16 protein-coding genes and 1 tRNA gene are annotated in these 13,907 nt (G+C 50.5%); 9 read left to right on the top strand and 8 right to left on the bottom strand.

Annotated elements, in window-relative coordinates:
- The first annotated feature begins 115 nt into the window (after window positions 1-115).
- A complete protein-coding gene (locus tag R3E63_03020) occupies window positions 116-2,329 on the top strand; it encodes a thrombospondin type 3 repeat-containing protein (GenBank protein MEZ5538933.1) in 2,214 nt (737 codons plus the stop codon).
- Between the two features lie 40 nt (window positions 2,330-2,369).
- Here the strand turns inward: R3E63_03020 and R3E63_03015 are convergent, their stop codons facing one another.
- The 6 genes from R3E63_03015 to R3E63_02990 form a co-directional block, all read right to left on the bottom strand.
- Window positions 2,370-2,711: a zinc ribbon domain-containing protein YjdM gene (locus R3E63_03015; GenBank protein MEZ5538932.1), complete on the bottom strand. Its 342-nt coding sequence runs from the start codon at window positions 2,709-2,711 to the stop codon at window positions 2,370-2,372.
- A 3-nt stretch (window positions 2,712-2,714) separates the two neighbouring features.
- Window positions 2,715-3,215 (bottom strand): SRPBCC family protein, encoded by a 501-nt coding sequence (locus R3E63_03010; protein MEZ5538931.1) that lies wholly within the window; start codon window positions 3,213-3,215, stop codon window positions 2,715-2,717.
- 23 nt (window positions 3,216-3,238) lie between these two features.
- Window positions 3,239-3,535 carry a cytochrome P450 gene (locus tag R3E63_03005; protein MEZ5538930.1) on the bottom strand — a complete coding sequence of 99 codons (297 nt, stop codon included), beginning with the start codon at window positions 3,533-3,535 and terminating at the stop codon, window positions 3,239-3,241.
- Window positions 3,536-3,659: 124 nt separating this feature from the next.
- Window positions 3,660-4,487, bottom strand: coding sequence for a hypothetical protein (locus R3E63_03000; protein MEZ5538929.1), 828 nt, complete (start codon window positions 4,485-4,487; stop codon window positions 3,660-3,662).
- 65 nt (window positions 4,488-4,552) lie between these two features.
- Window positions 4,553-5,716, bottom strand: a complete 1,164-nt coding sequence (locus R3E63_02995; protein ID MEZ5538928.1) for a hypothetical protein — start codon at window positions 5,714-5,716, stop codon at window positions 4,553-4,555.
- 16 nt (window positions 5,717-5,732) lie between these two features.
- Window positions 5,733-7,091, bottom strand: coding sequence for a cytochrome P450 (locus R3E63_02990; GenBank protein ID MEZ5538927.1), 1,359 nt, complete (start codon window positions 7,089-7,091; stop codon window positions 5,733-5,735).
- Between the two features lie 118 nt (window positions 7,092-7,209).
- On the opposite strand from R3E63_02990, the gene R3E63_02985 reads away from it, so the two are divergent.
- The 8 genes from R3E63_02985 to R3E63_02950 all read left to right on the top strand — a co-directional run bounded on the left by R3E63_02985 (window position 7,210) and on the right by R3E63_02950 (window position 12,498).
- Window positions 7,210-7,566, top strand: coding sequence for an Rrf2 family transcriptional regulator (locus tag R3E63_02985; GenBank protein ID MEZ5538926.1), 357 nt, complete (start codon window positions 7,210-7,212; stop codon window positions 7,564-7,566).
- Between the two features lie 219 nt (window positions 7,567-7,785).
- Entirely contained in the window at window positions 7,786-9,456 is a 1,671-nt protein-coding gene (gene hcp / locus R3E63_02980; protein ID MEZ5538925.1) for a hydroxylamine reductase, read from the top strand.
- Between the two features lie 108 nt (window positions 9,457-9,564).
- Window positions 9,565-9,915, top strand: a complete 351-nt coding sequence (locus R3E63_02975) for a histidine triad nucleotide-binding protein (GenBank protein ID MEZ5538924.1) — start codon at window positions 9,565-9,567, stop codon at window positions 9,913-9,915.
- 42 nt (window positions 9,916-9,957) lie between these two features.
- A complete protein-coding gene (locus R3E63_02970; protein ID MEZ5538923.1) occupies window positions 9,958-10,593 on the top strand; it encodes a glutamate--tRNA ligase family protein in 636 nt (211 codons plus the stop codon).
- On the top strand, window positions 10,590-10,868 hold the full coding sequence (locus tag R3E63_02965; GenBank protein ID MEZ5538922.1) for a glutamate--tRNA ligase family protein: 279 nt from the start codon (window positions 10,590-10,592) through the stop codon (window positions 10,866-10,868). The genes R3E63_02970 and R3E63_02965 overlap by 4 nt, the downstream gene beginning before the upstream one ends.
- A complete protein-coding gene (locus R3E63_02960; GenBank protein MEZ5538921.1) occupies window positions 10,811-11,455 on the top strand; it encodes a hypothetical protein in 645 nt (214 codons plus the stop codon). Before R3E63_02965 ends, R3E63_02960 begins: the two co-directional genes overlap by 58 nt.
- Window positions 11,456-11,496: 41 nt before the next feature.
- Window positions 11,497-11,572 (top strand) — tRNA-Ala (locus R3E63_02955).
- A 122-nt stretch (window positions 11,573-11,694) separates the two neighbouring features.
- On the top strand, window positions 11,695-12,498 hold the full coding sequence (locus R3E63_02950) for a hypothetical protein (GenBank protein MEZ5538920.1): 804 nt from the start codon (window positions 11,695-11,697) through the stop codon (window positions 12,496-12,498).
- Here the strand turns inward: R3E63_02950 and coaE are convergent.
- Together coaE and R3E63_02940 are read right to left on the bottom strand one after the other, a co-directional pair.
- Entirely contained in the window at window positions 12,436-13,044 is a 609-nt protein-coding gene (coaE, locus tag R3E63_02945; protein ID MEZ5538919.1) for a dephospho-CoA kinase, read from the bottom strand. The two genes, R3E63_02950 and coaE, sit on opposite strands and share 63 nt — an antisense overlap.
- On the bottom strand, window positions 13,041-13,796 hold the full coding sequence (locus R3E63_02940) for an A24 family peptidase (protein MEZ5538918.1): 756 nt from the start codon (window positions 13,794-13,796) through the stop codon (window positions 13,041-13,043). Before R3E63_02940 ends, coaE begins: the two co-directional genes overlap by 4 nt.
- Window positions 13,797-13,907: the final 111 nt, after the last annotated feature.

The raw sequence follows: 13,907 nt of genomic DNA, 5'->3' as shown, positions 1-13,907 counted from the left end.
GGCACTTCAATAGAGAGCTTGCGCGGAGGGCAAAACTACGCTTCTCGCTGCGCGTTGCCAGCATGTGCGGGGGGTATAATCGAGCCATAAACTAAAAATAAAAAAGGAAATACCGATGAATCGCCGACACGGGTTGAATAGCGTTTTTTTATTTGCGGCTATTTTTCTAGCATTTATCAATGTTGCCGCAGCGCAAACATACTGGTGTTCAAAAGATACGGATAACGATAGCGTCTTGACCTATAGCTTGGGTCAACAAGCAAGCCAGAACTGTGGTTTTATGGGGCAATGGGGTGCCAATTGTTGTCCTCAGGGTTATTCCAATCCAACCGGAACACCACCTGCGAATTTGCAAGGTGATAACTGTCCATCTGTTGCCAATGCTGACCAGCTTGATATTGATGGTGACGGCGTAGGTGATGCTTGTGACGCTTTCCCCAACAACGCAGAAGCAACAACCGACACGGACGGTGACGGTAAACCAGACAGCATTGATCAGTTAAAAATACCGGTATTCAATGATTTTGAATCCGGTGCGGGTGTTGGTTGGGTGTTTAACACGATGCTTTCGACGGCGGGAGCGAGTTGGGATGTCTCGACAACCTACAGCGTGAGCCCTTCACATTCGCTGCATTTAAAAACTTATCGAGATGCTTCGCATCAAGCAAATACTGCAACATTAACGGCTTCATTGCAGACCGGTGCCAGTATTTCTTGGTACCAGCGCGGTTCTATTTTGGTGGGTGGTCGATATTTCGTAGAAATCAATGGTGTCCCTGTCTACGCATCCTCCTGCACCCCTGCCGGTGCGTGGTATTTCTGCGAGGTGCAGGTGACTCCTGGAGCCAATACTGTTGCTATGAAAGTAGAAACAGGAGTCATGACGGGTTCTTTTTCAGAAATTTATATTGATGATCTGCGCGTAGGCTCAACGCTGATTGAAGATACCGACGACGATAATGACGGTGTTCTCGATGTGGATGATGTCTTTCCACTCGATGCCACTGAATCTGTTGATACGGACGGCGATGGCATTGGTGACAACGCCGACCCTACGCCGAATGGTGAGCCAGATAGTGATGGCGATAGCGTGGTGGATAGCAGCGACAACTGCCCAGCCGTAGTCAACACGGATCAGCTCGACACCGATGGCGATGGCATGGGTGATGCCTGCGACCTTTTCCCGCAAAACGCGCTATTACTGCTACAGCAGGACGGCGTGGAAAGAAGTGAGCTACTCGGTAGCAGCGTTGCGGTCGCAGACATGAATGGCGACGGTGTGGACGATGTGTTGATTGGCTCGCCGTTTGCCACCGTGGTTGTGCCAGGGGCGAATGGCAGGCCGTTATCGCTGAGAGCTGCCGGTACGATTCAAGTGGTGTCGGGTGCAAATGGCACGGTGCTACGCACCTTGGCTGGCACACAAAGAAATCAGCAACTGGGCACGGCAATCGCTGTTGCGCCCGATCAAAATGGTGACGGCGTGCCGGATGTCATCGTTGGCGAGCCGTTGGCGAAGGTTGTGGTCACGGTGAACAATCGACCTCGCACGCTGACTGCCGCAGGCCGAGTGGCGCTGTATTCCGGTGCAGATGGCACTTTGCTGAATGTGATTGCAGAAGGCAGTTACGCGGGCGATCACTTCGGTGCAGCGGTTGCGGTGGGCAACGCTGACGCAGATGGCAGCCCTGATCTGATCGTTGGCGCGCCGTGGAGCGATGCAAAAGCAAGAAATGGCGGCAGCGTTTATGTCTATAACGGCATCAGCAATAACTTGCTGTATACGCGCAGCGAAACGGGATACTTTGGCTCGGCAGTTGCTATCGATAACCAACGCCGTTTGTATGTTGGTGCGCCGTTTGGCGATGCTTTTGAAGTGGTAAACGGAAGAACGAGAAAATTGATGCGCGCAGGGCGAGCGTCTGTGTATGACAGCAACACAGGCACGAGTGATGCGCTGCTGACGGTTTACGGCACTAAGCGCGGGGATGCATTGGGCTCATCGATCAGTGCAGCAGCAAACGGCGCACGATGGGCAGTCGGCGCTCCGCTAACGGATGTGACCGGCAGAGATGCTGGCAGCGTACAAATATTCTCCGGTTTGAGTAGCACGCCCGTCACCACACTGAACGGCGCGCAAGCAGATGATCACTTTGGTTCTGCGCTGAGCTGGCAAGGTGATTTCAACCACGACGGTGAAAATGATTTGGCGGTTGGCGCTGCTAAATCTGATACCACTACAACCGTGATGGTGAGAAACATTGCTAGAAAAATGGTGCTGAGGAATACAGGATCCGTACGCGTATTCAATGGGGCGCAGTTGCCTTAATGGAACCGCTGCCCCGTTGAACATTTTTTTGCTGTGGTAATTAAGTGGCTTTGCGTACAAATTCTGATTTGAGTTTCATCGCGCCGATGCCATCGATTTTGCAATCGATATCGTGATCACCGTCCACCAAGCGAATGTTTTTCACTTTGGTGCCGACTTTCACGACCAGGGAAGTGCCTTTCACTTTCAGGTCTTTGATGACGGTGATGGTGTCGCCATCCACTAAAACATTGCCGTTGGCATCTTTGATCACACGATCTTCATCTTGTGCGGAGATAGCATTGGCTTGCCATTCGTGCGCGCACTCTGGGCAGATCAATAAACCGCGATCTTCATAAGTGAAACTGGAATTACAGCTGGGGCAGGAGGGAAGTGTGCTCATTATTTACGCCATGTTTTCCAAAATGCGTTTGTAATTTTGCAGCCAGCGCTTGAACAACAGATTCATAAAGAAGCGCGACACGGGAATAAACAACGCGCCGATGCCGGTCACTTGTATGGCAACTGTCCATTTCAAATGCGTGGTTTGGCCGTTGTTGCTTACGGTGATGTCGTAGTTTTCTGCAAAGGCTTCAATGCCGGGGATGGTGCCTTCTTCTACATAAAACGCGACTTGTTGATTCGGTTTCCAGATAAAAAAGTTTTCTTTTACCTGCTGCCCGCCGACGAGAGTGACGGTGCGTTTAGAAAACTGTCCGTGTGGCGCGGCGGTCGTCCATTCCACATTTTTCAGCGGCGGCGCCCACTGCGTCCATACCACATCGCCAGCGAGCGTTTCCATCAAGCGCTCAGGCGGGCAGTTGGCTTCCATGGTGGCGCTGGCAATTAAGTTGGCTGTGCGAAAAAAACTTTCGTCGATAGGTTTAAGTGGCAGAAAAGTGGCCATGTGTTGCTCCTAAACAATAAAAATTAAACGGCAGAATCAAACTTAATATGCATCGATTTGATTGCGGGAATAAAGTTGGAAACCAAATAGTGTGGTTCGCCGACCAAACGCGGATTGCGAATGCGCGGAATCATTTCTTCAAACATCACTAGCAATTCTTTGCGCGCCAAATGTGAACCGATGCAGAAATGCTGCCCCACACCAAATGTTCTGTGTTCGTTGCGTAAATTGGGGAAGCGGCGGCGTGTTACATCGAACACCTCCGCATCTTCGCCAAAAATTTCGGCTTCGTGGTTGGCGGATGGGTAGTACATACGCATCGAGGTCGCCTTTTTTCACATCCATCTCACCAATTTTTACATCTTGTTTAGCGGTGCGTTGCATGAAGTTGAAAGATGGATAGAAGCGCAAAATTTCTTCGATGGCACGGGAATCAGTGTCGGATCATCCACCAGTTTTTGTAACTGATCCGGGTACTTCATCAGCAGTCGCATGCCCTGACTGGTGGCAGTGCGCATCGGGGCTCACGCCGCCGGCAATCAGAATTAAAAAGAACGTACAGAATTGAAATTCATCAAGGCTTTCACCATCTACCGCACCGTTGAGCAGTGCGTCCAATACCGAACCTTTGGTGGGATTCAGCTTGTGTTGCACAGCTAGAGTCATGGCGATTTCAAAGAGTTGTGCAGCAGCGGCTTGTCCCATTTCGGGTGTTTGGCCGATTTCTGGATCGTCCATGCCGATCATGATGTCCACCAAATCTGAAAACTTCTGCCTATCTTCTGACGGCATTTCCATCAAAGCGCAGATAACAAACAACGGCATCTCAGCGGCGACTTCACTGACGAATTCGCATTCACCTTTTTTAGCAATTTTGTCGATGATTTCTTTAGCATTTTTGCGCATCATCGGTTCCAGTGCATCCACGGCTTTGGCTGTGAAAGCGTTGCGCACTACGCGGCGGTATTTGATGTGATCCGGTGGATCCATATTGATGATGAGCTGACGCATGATTTCCATCGCTTCTGGATCATCGCCACCCGGCTGAGGGTGGGCGAGATTTTCGCTGGAAGAAAACAGCTCGGGATTTTTGGAAACAAAATCAAGATCGTCGCGCTTGGTCACTGCCCAAAAATTTGCGTTGCGAATCGTGTCTTCTTGCCAAGACACGGGGCATTTTTCGCGCAGGGTTTTGAAATCTTCGAACGGCACGCCTTTCGCCATGCGCTCGGCATTCATCAAATCAAACTGGAAGGGACATTTCTCAGTCATGGTGGCGCTCTCCTTAAATAGTGTTGCCGGTACGCTAAAGGGCGCGTCACCGGCAAACAAGTTAGCTATTGCGCTGACTGACCGGTAGTGACAGCTATTTCACTGCTGTTTTCTGTTGGCAGTGTTTGCAGTAGGTAGTGGCGTGCGGCGCTGCGTGCGGGTGCATCCTCAGCAAACACGCTCTCCAAAAAGCTGTAGGCCGCTAGCGTGGTAAACATGTGTTGCCTGGCGGCTTGCATGGTGCGAGGTGGAATCTCGCCTGTGCAGGGCAGGGTGTGGTCACTGAGGTCGATGCCATCTGCCGCTGCATCCAGCCCGGGCAGGAATTCAATTTCCTTTTCATTGGCTGGTTTGTTTTTCAAACCTTTGATGACTTGTCGGCAGCCGAGCGTATCCGGGTTTGCCATGAAGCGCATGAAGGTAGAGGCCGGTTGTGCAAAACCGGCGTGCGAGGCATTTTTCAGATTGACGAGAATACTTCCCGGGTCTTTTTGCGAAATGGGTGCGGCATTTTTATCGAAGGGAATAATGGCATCGCCGTCACCGGCAATCATCATAAATGGTGTGTTCGTGCTGGTGAAAAAATCGGCGGTAAACATATTGGCCGGCCCTGCAATCGAGATTGCAGCCGTGATGCGTGGGTCGCGCACCTTGCGATGGAACGTGACGAGGGTGGATGTCATGCCGCCGAGCGATACACCGGCCACCGCAATTTTTTTCTCGTCAATTGTGTTGTGCAGTACATCGCTGGCATCACTGTTGCGTTTGAGCAAGGCGGTGATGAGAAAGCTCACATCGCCGGGCTGGTTTACCACATCACTGCCCAGTGGTTTGCCCGGCGCAAAGAAATTCGTCAGTGGATAATTAACAGCCACTACGGTGTAGCCGTGACTGGCGAGAAAGCGTACAAGGTACAGACCTTCCTGATGGAAAGACATAAAACCGTGACTGTAAACGAGCAGTGGCCCCGGTTTTTGCAAACCTTCCGGCCGCCAGATCTTGCCTTTCAATACACGCACATCGCTGCCTGCAAACGCGTTATTGGCTTGCGTTTTGCGCGAGGTGTCAACCGCTTTGAAATTTTCCGTGATGACTTTGTATTCACCTGTTTGAAACCATTGCAGACTTTCGCTGCCATCGGGCAAAACGCGTGCGGGAATAGCGGCGAACCAATACGCCGCACCGCTGAGTAATACCAGAATCAATAAAATGATTTGCCATTTGTTCATAAAAATATCTCGTTATTTAAGGTATTTGTCGATGGCTAATTTTCATGCGAAACCGATTCGGCAAGCTGGGCCCTGGATTAAAAATCATCGGGTAGCGTTTGCCGGGTTCGGTGGCGCTGAATTCATAATGCCGCAGCAGGCAAGCGGTGGTGGAGAGAAAAATGCTTTCTGCCAGCGCTGCGCCTAAACAAATATGCGGGCCGCGACCGTAAGGTGAGAAGGCGTAGCGTGCACGCTGTTCCATGCGCGGTTCGAGGAAGCGATCAATGTCAAATTGATCTGCGCCGCGAAAATAGCGTTCATCAAAATGCGGCGCCGCAGTGAAGAAAAAGATTTGTTGCCCTTTTTTTACTGCATGACCTTGGTATGAAAAATCTTGTGCCGCGTGGCGCAGTGTGCCAAACGCTACGGGGTAGCGACGCAGTGTTTCTTGGCATACGGCAAACAGCGCGGGAATGGTGCGCATATTTTCTGGTAGCGGCAACTGGCCATCATTTGCATCACATGCAGCATCAATTTCGTCGCGCACGCGTTTGAGCAAAGCGGGATTGTTGAGCAATTCCTGTAGTAAGAAAGTGAGCGTGCTGGCGAGTGTGTCGAGGCCAGCGATAAACGGCGTAATGAGGATGGGCAGTAATTCCGCCTCACTGCGTGATGGGTCGGCATCGACGCGTTTAATCATCATAGAAAACAAACTGTCTTCGTCTAATTTGCCGCGTGCGCGACGCAGTAAATCTGCGCCAAAGGCTTTGACGCGTTTTTCGTGACGGCGAAAAGAAGGAAAGTGCAATACAAAACTCGGCAAACTTTTATTGAGTTTGACCACCAATAACATTTTTAGGTATTCACCGATGGATTCGGATAAATCATCTGGTAACTGAATGATTTCACCGGTAAATAAGTAGGAGAGTTCGCGTGTTACCAAGGCGCGACTGAATAAGTTGGCGGATACTTCGTTTTGTTCAGTGTAGCCGTCCACTAATTGCCGAATCACGGTAAACATTTGATCTTGTTCACCGTGTGCCACTTCACGGGAAAGATAGCGTTTCCATTGGCGGCGCTCCTCAATGTGCGGCTGGCCATCCATCGCAATCAACATACGAGGTGATTCCCAGTAATCGCGCAAATCTTTCCACTGCTCACCCGAGATAATGCAGTCTTTGCCTTCTTCACTCATAAAACGGTTGACATCTACCCCGCCCATCACCAGCACTTTTTTGTGCAAAACCTTGATGAAGAACATGGAGCCGTTCTCTTGTGTCATTACCATGAGAGCAGTGAGAGGGTTGCGCGCCAGTTGCAGTATGGAGCCGATGATGGGCAGCCCTTTTGCGGTGGGTATGGTGTTGGCGTGCGGCGTGGTGGCTTGATTCACAGCAGTCTCCGCGAGCTGTTGTCATCGAATGGGTTCGACTATACGCGGCGGCTCGTTGTGCGTCAGCACGACTTATAGATGAATGAGTGATAGATAAGTGATTGAGAGTGGTTAAATCATGCGATTGAGTCGTTTTACAGATTATGCAGTGCGCGTACTGATGTATTCCGCGATGCATTCGGAGCGATTGGTAACACTGCATGAGTTGTCGAGTTTTTACGATATTTCGCTCGCGCATTTGCGCAAGGTCGTCCACAAATTGGGCAAGCTGGGCTACCTCAAAACGGCGCGCGGTAAAGGTGGCGGGCTGCGTCTGCAACAAACCGCAGAGTCGATCAATATCGGTGTCGTGGTGGCTGAGTTTGAAGGCAGAGCGCCACTGGTGGATTGTCTCACAATCCTGCGTCATATTGCCCGCGTGTGCTTTGCCTCCGTGCGCTGCGTCGCGCACAGACAGCTTTTTATAAAGAATTAGAGTGTTACTCATTAGCAGATATCGTGCGACAAGAGAAATTTTCTTGTGTGATTGATGCTGTTTCTACGCGCAAAGCGCAGAAAGAAGTTATCGCTTTTTCTTAAAAAAATAATCCAAATCAATAAATGGCCAGTTTGTTTTTTATGGCTGCTGGCAAACGGTCTTTTTAGATATATCTTTAATCCCGCACTTATCAAAACACTTCTGGAGCGTTTCTGTATGTTCTGTATTCAATGTGAACAAACCCTTGTTAATGAAAAAGTTACTGGCTGTCAGTTCAAGAAAGGAAAATGTGGCAAGGAAGCAGAAACAGCAGAATTACAAGATATTTTGATTTACCTACTGCAAGGCATTGGACAGTACGCGCATAGAGCGCGGCAGCTCGGTGCTGTGGATCCTGCTGTCGATCGTTTTATTCCACCAGCGTTATTTTCTACGCTGACTAATGTCAATTTTGACGCAGAGCGTTTTGTAAAAATGATTGCCGACGCAGAAAAAGTGCGCGGCTGGGCAAAAGCGATGTATCTCGCTTCTTGCGAGAAAAAAGGCATCGCACCAGAAGTGTTGTCAGGGCCAGCCGTGTTCCAACCAGCTAAAACACTGGATGGTTTGATGGAGCAATCGCATGAAGCGACGATCAAGCGTGAAGATTTAGATGTGCGCGGTTTGAACTGTCTGGCGCTGTACGGATTGAAAGGCAGCGCAGCGTACTGCGAACACGCCATGATGTTGGGCAAAGAAAGTGAAGAAGTATTCGGTTTATTTCATCAATATTTTTCTTACCTCGCGGATCAGCCAGAAGATATCGCAACGCTGTTGGACACTTGCTTAAAGATTGGCGAAATGAACCTCAAAATTATGGAGCTGTTAGATGCAGGGCATCGCGATAATTTTGGTATTCCAGAGCCGACGCAAGTGCGCGTTACGCCGTTGAAAGGTAAAGCCATTTTGGTGAGCGGTCACGATATTGTCGATCTGTATCATCTGCTGGAACAAACCGAAGGCAAAGGCATCAACATCTACACGCACGGTGAAATGCTGCCGGCGCACAGCTATCCACAGTTGAAAAAATTCAAACATCTGGCGGGTAACTTCGGCACAGCTTGGCAAAACCAGCAAACAGAATTTGCGGCATTTCCTGGCGCAATTTTGATGACATCCAACTGCTTGATCGACCCGAATATGAATGGCTACGGCGATCGAATTTTCACCACGGGCCCTGTGGGTTGGAATGGCGTGCCGCATATCGATATGGGTACTCACGGTAAAAAAGATTACAGTCAGTTGATTGATTGCGCTCTGCAACAAGCTGGTTTTGCTGAAGATCAAATCGAACAATTTATTACGATTGGTTTTGGTCGTGAAGCAGTACTCGGTGTGGCGGATAAAGTGGTCGATGCCGTGAAAAGCGGTGCTATTGAGCATTTCTTTTTAATTGGCGGCTGTGATGGCGCAGCGCCTGGGCGTGATTACTATTCAGATTTTGCGACCGGCGCGTCGGATCGCAGCGTGGTGATGACGATTGGCTGTGGTAAATACCGTTTTAACCGTCACAATTTCGGCGACATCGGTGGCATCCCGCGCCTGCTGGATGTCGGTCAGTGCAATGATAGTTATTCCGCCATTCAAATCGCTTTGGCATTAGCGAAAGCCTTTGATTGCAGCGTAAATGATTTGCCGCTGACGCTGGTGATTTCATGGTTCGAGCAAAAAGCGATTGCGGCGTTTTTGACGCTGTTGGCCTTGGGTGTGCGCAACATTCATCTTGGCCCAACACTGCCGCATTTCCTCACGCCCAATTTGCTCAATGTCTTGGTGGAGAAATTCGCTGTGCGTCCTTTGGGCAATGTGGAAGAAGATCGTGCTCGTGCGATGACGCGCGCTGCCTGATTTTCACGCGGTTAGTGCTCCGTTGCTGCGGTGTGGCTCTGCTCAGGGCGTACACCGCAGGCTTGTTTTGTCGGACAATGTGCGTCTTCCTCGTTTTTGGAGTGCACCATGTCCGACACTATTTTTGGCAAGATCATTCGCGGCGAAATTCCCGCCGAAAAACTGTACGAAGATGAGCACTGTATCGCCATTCGCGATATTCATCCGCGCGCGCCCGTGCATTTGTTAGTCATCCCTAAAAAAGCGATTGCGCGTTTGGTAGATGCCCAACCGGATGACCAAGCCCTGCTCGGCCATTTGATGTTGGTGGCTGGCAAATTGGCCGAGCAGCACGGTGTGGGCAATTCTTTTCGCTTGCTGATCAATAACGGCGAAGGTGCGGGGCAGACGGTATTTCACCTGCATCTGCATATTCTGGGTAATGACAAATACAGCGAAGCGGATATGGCGCAGGCTTAATCTATAATTCGCCTCCTTTCGCACACTCAAATGCTTGCCGCCATGACCACTGTTCGCACTCGTATTGCTCCTTCCCCTACTGGTGATCCGCATGTCGGCACCGCCTACATCGCACTGTTTAATTTGTGTTTTGCGCGCCAGCACGGCGGACAATTTATTTTGCGTATTGAAGACACCGATCAAGCGCGCAGCACAGCGGAGTCCGAGCAGGCTATTTTTGATTCGTTGCGTTGGTTGGGACTGAACTGGGACGAAGGCCCTGATGTCGGCGGCCCACACGGCCCGTACCGCCAAAGCGAGCGCATGGCGATTTACAAAGATTACGCGCTGCAACTGATCGAAAAAGGTCACGCGTTTTATTGTTTTGCCACGCCAGAAGAACTCGACCAAATGCGTGCCGAGCAGCAAGCGCGCGGTGAAACGCCTAAATACGATGGTCGCGGTTTGTTGTTGTCGTCAGAAGAAGTGCAACGCCGTTTGGCGGCGAACGAGCCTTATGTTATTCGCATGAAAATTCCCGCAGAAGGGCAGTGTGAAATTGATGATTTGCTGCGTGGAAAGATTGTCATCGACTGGCAACAAGTCGATATGCAAGTGCTGATGAAAGCGGATGGCATGCCGACCTACCATTTGGCAAATGTAGTTGATGATCATTTGATGCAAATTATACACATGTGATTCGCGGTGAGGAGTGGATTAATTCCGCGCCGAAACATTTGTTGTTATCAATATTTTGGCTGGCAAGCGCCGGTGTTGTGTCACTTGCCGCTGCTGCGCGCAATCCCGATAAATCCAAGCTCAGCAAACGCAAAAATCCCACTAGCATTAACTACTATCGCCGTATGGGCTATTTGCCGGAAGCCCTGCTGAATTATTTGCGCGCATGGGTTGGTCTATGCCCAATGAAGCTGAAAAATTCACGCTGGCTGAAATGTTTCAGCATTTTGATTTGAAAAATATCACGCTCGGCGGCCCCGTTTTTGATGTGGAAAAACTGGATTGGCTGAACGGCTGTTGGATTCGTGAAAACCTCGATGCAGAGGCTTTTGCGCAGCGCGTGCAGCAGTGGGCGCTGAATGCGGATTATCTCAAGCCGATGATTCCCTTGATTCAAACGCGCATTGAACGCTTCTCGCAACTGCCTGCACTGCTGAGTTTTTTCTTTTCTGGTATGCCGCCGGTGAGTAAAGCGGATTTTGATGTACTGAAAATGGATGAAGAGCAGTTGCGGCGCGTATTGCAGTACAGCAGTTGGATGCTGGATACCCAGCGCAGTTGGCAGCGAGATGATTTGTATGCATCGTTAAAAGGCTTGGCGGATGCGATGAACCTCAAAATCAAAGTGTTCTTGCCACCTCTGTTTATTGCGCTGACCGGCTCCACTTCCGCGCCGCCGCTGTTTGATGCGATGGCGCTGCTCGGTGCCGATCTCGTGCGTGCGCGCTTGCGTGAGGCTTTGCAATTAGTGGGCGGTGCATCCAAGAAAGAAGCCAAACAGTGGGAGAAAGATTACCGCGCGCTGGGCTTGACTGAGCGTTGATTGCGGGGCGGATGGCCAGTAGAATGCCGCCTCCCTATTTTGGGGCTATAGCTCAGCTGGGAGAGCGCTTGCATGGCATGCAAGAGGTCAGCGGTTCGATCCCGCTTAGCTCCACCAATTTCCAAGGCCAACTTTAGTTGGCCTTTTTTATGCCCCGTTGAAACACAGCGCGTGTTTGCTTGTCATCATTGTTCAATGGTAAAAAACAACTTCGTACCGACGCTTATTAGGAAACCATCATGTTCATCCGCCCCGCTAATCGTTGGCAGGCTTTTGGGATACACATCGTAGTAAGTGTGTTTCTGTTTCTTGTTTTAGCGTCCATTATTTATTTCTTTTGGTATCCCGGATTGTTGTTTCACTACGATGGCGGGCTTGAGGGCATCAAATTAATTGCTGGCGTGGACTTTTTTATTGGCCCTGTGTTGACGCTGTGCGTTTACAAGGTGGGTAAAAAAAGTTTGCCCTTTGATTTGTCTGTTATTGCTGCATTGCAGGCGGCTTGTCTAGCGGGCGGTATGTGGACGGTGTGGCAAACCCATCCCGCTGCTGTCGTTTATGCCGATGGTTTTTTCCGTTCAGTTTCTTATCAAACGTTTAAAGATTACGGTGTTGAGCCCAAGCAGGTGAAGCTGCTGCAAACTCTGAGGCCAACATGGATTGCAGTGGATATGCCGCCTGAAGAATTAGCAAAATGGCGAAAAAAATCAGCAGTCGCAGGAATGGTCGATCCAGATCTATTTTTTCAAACAAATTATTATGTGCCGTTGCAAGCTGCTCAGAAAGACATCGCGCAAGCTGGAAAAAAATCTACAGAAATTCTCGGTTTTCCTGTAGATCGCGCGAATGAAAGTTATCTGCAAGGTGAGAATATTCGCTATTACTATGCGGGATTGGGTGCTGGCGCGGGTTATATGGCCGTAGATATTTCAACAGTCGCCCCTGTTGGCTTTGTTGTACAGATGGATCGAGAAAAATCGCTATTGGAACGCGTGCGCCAAGTCGAGGTAGCTTTGATGAAGCTGATCGACAGCCTGCGTTAACGAATGAATATCCTTGTCGTTGAGAATGACATCATCTGCCTTGGCGAGTCGCTGCTCACGCGTTGCTTGCGTTGCCATGATGGCTTTCACTTGCTCGGCTGAATTGTTATCGCGAGACATGGCGCGCGCGAGTTGTAGTGCTTCAGGCGCATCAACCACCAAGGTGCGCTGACAAATAGCGTGCTGCCCCGCTTCAATCAACAGCGGTGATTCCAGAATGGCGTAAGGACTGGGGGCGGATTGCAGTTGCGCCCACAGTTCTTCAAAAATGAGTGGGTGGAGCAGAGCTTCCAACCATTTGCGTTCGGCTTCGTCGGCAAAAACTTTTTGGCGCAGTGCCGCGCGATTCAGTGTGCCATCTGCCTGCAAAATCTCGTTGCCAAAATGCTCCGCAATGGCCTGCAGAGCGGGCTTGCCAATTTCTACAACAATGCGCGCACAGACATCGGCATCGACCACGGTGATGCCGAGTTGCCTAAATCGTTCTGCTACTGCCGATTTTCCGCTGCCTATGCCGCCCGTGAGGCCGACGATGTAGCGGCTCACGGCGCTAGCCCACTGAACTGCCAGTACCAGTTTGTGATGTCATTGCCCCACATTAGGCTGATCCAGCCGGCGATGGCCAGATAAGGGCCAAAAGGAATGGGAATTTGCCGATCACGACCGCGCAGCACCATCATCAGCAGACCCAATACCGCGCCAGAGCAGGCAGAGAACAAAATGATTTGCGGTAAAGCCTGCCAGCCCAGCCAAGCGCCGAGTGCGGCCAGTAACTTGAAATCACCGTAGCCCATGCCTTCTTTGCCGGTGGCAAACTTGAACAGCCAGTACACGCTCCATAGCGATAAATAGCCCGCCGCAGCGCCGATCACAGCGGATTCTAAGGAGGTAAAAACATTGCCGAGTGCGAGTAGCAGGCCAGCCCACAGTAGCGGCAGTGTGATGTCATCGGGCAGTAGTTGTGTGTCGAAGTCGATAACCGCCAGCGTCAGCAAACTCCAAGTCAACACCAAGGCGGCAGCGCACTGCCAAGTAGCGCCAAAATGCCAAGCCACCACTGCGCTCAACAACCCACAGGTGGCTTCAACCACGGATAGCGCAGAAATTTTTACTTGGCAACCGGAACAGCGGCCTTTTAAAAATACATAGCTGATGATAGGAATGTTTTCCCAAGCACAAATCACATGCCCGCACTGCGGGCAGCGAGAAGGTGGGAAGGCAAGATTGAGCGGTGGTTCTTCAATCAGCGGTGTGCCAGTTAGCTCAGCACACTGCTCACGCCATTCGCGCTCCATCATGCGCGGCAGGCGTAAGCACACCACATTCAAAAAGCTGCCGATGGTGCAGCCCAATAAGGCCGCAAACGCAGCAGAATCAGAATAGTGATATTGCCTGCCACGAGGTTTGCT

It is taken from the genome of Pseudomonadales bacterium (assembly GCA_041395665.1).
Lineage (GTDB): Bacteria > Pseudomonadota > Gammaproteobacteria > Pseudomonadales > UBA7239 > UBA7239.
This window is presented reverse-complemented; position numbering and strand designations above follow the sequence as displayed.

Excerpts from the sequence above, each read along its gene's own strand:
- R3E63_02995 (MEZ5538928.1), bottom strand. The coding sequence starts at position 5,716 with ATGAACAAATGGCAAATCATTTTATTGATTCTGGTATTACTCAGCGGT.
- R3E63_02975 (MEZ5538924.1), top strand. The coding sequence starts at position 9,565 with ATGTCCGACACTATTTTTGGCAAGATCATTCGCGGCGAAATTCCCGCC.
- R3E63_03015 (MEZ5538932.1), bottom strand. The coding sequence starts at position 2,711 with ATGAGCACACTTCCCTCCTGCCCCAGCTGTAATTCCAGTTTCACTTAT.
- R3E63_03005 (MEZ5538930.1), bottom strand. The coding sequence starts at position 3,535 with ATGCGTATGTACTACCCATCCGCCAACCACGAAGCCGAAATTTTTGGC.
- R3E63_03020 (MEZ5538933.1), top strand. The coding sequence starts at position 116 with ATGAATCGCCGACACGGGTTGAATAGCGTTTTTTTATTTGCGGCTATT.
- R3E63_03000 (MEZ5538929.1), bottom strand. The coding sequence starts at position 4,487 with ATGACTGAGAAATGTCCCTTCCAGTTTGATTTGATGAATGCCGAGCGC.
- R3E63_02950 (MEZ5538920.1), top strand. The coding sequence starts at position 11,695 with ATGTTCATCCGCCCCGCTAATCGTTGGCAGGCTTTTGGGATACACATC.
- R3E63_02940 (MEZ5538918.1), bottom strand. The coding sequence starts at position 13,796 with ATGATGGAGCGCGAATGGCGTGAGCAGTGTGCTGAGCTAACTGGCACA.
- hcp (MEZ5538925.1), top strand. The coding sequence starts at position 7,786 with ATGTTCTGTATTCAATGTGAACAAACCCTTGTTAATGAAAAAGTTACT.
- R3E63_02970 (MEZ5538923.1), top strand. The coding sequence starts at position 9,958 with ATGACCACTGTTCGCACTCGTATTGCTCCTTCCCCTACTGGTGATCCG.
- R3E63_03010 (MEZ5538931.1), bottom strand. The coding sequence starts at position 3,215 with ATGGCCACTTTTCTGCCACTTAAACCTATCGACGAAAGTTTTTTTCGC.
- R3E63_02985 (MEZ5538926.1), top strand. The coding sequence starts at position 7,210 with ATGCGATTGAGTCGTTTTACAGATTATGCAGTGCGCGTACTGATGTAT.
- R3E63_02960 (MEZ5538921.1), top strand. The coding sequence starts at position 10,811 with ATGCCCAATGAAGCTGAAAAATTCACGCTGGCTGAAATGTTTCAGCAT.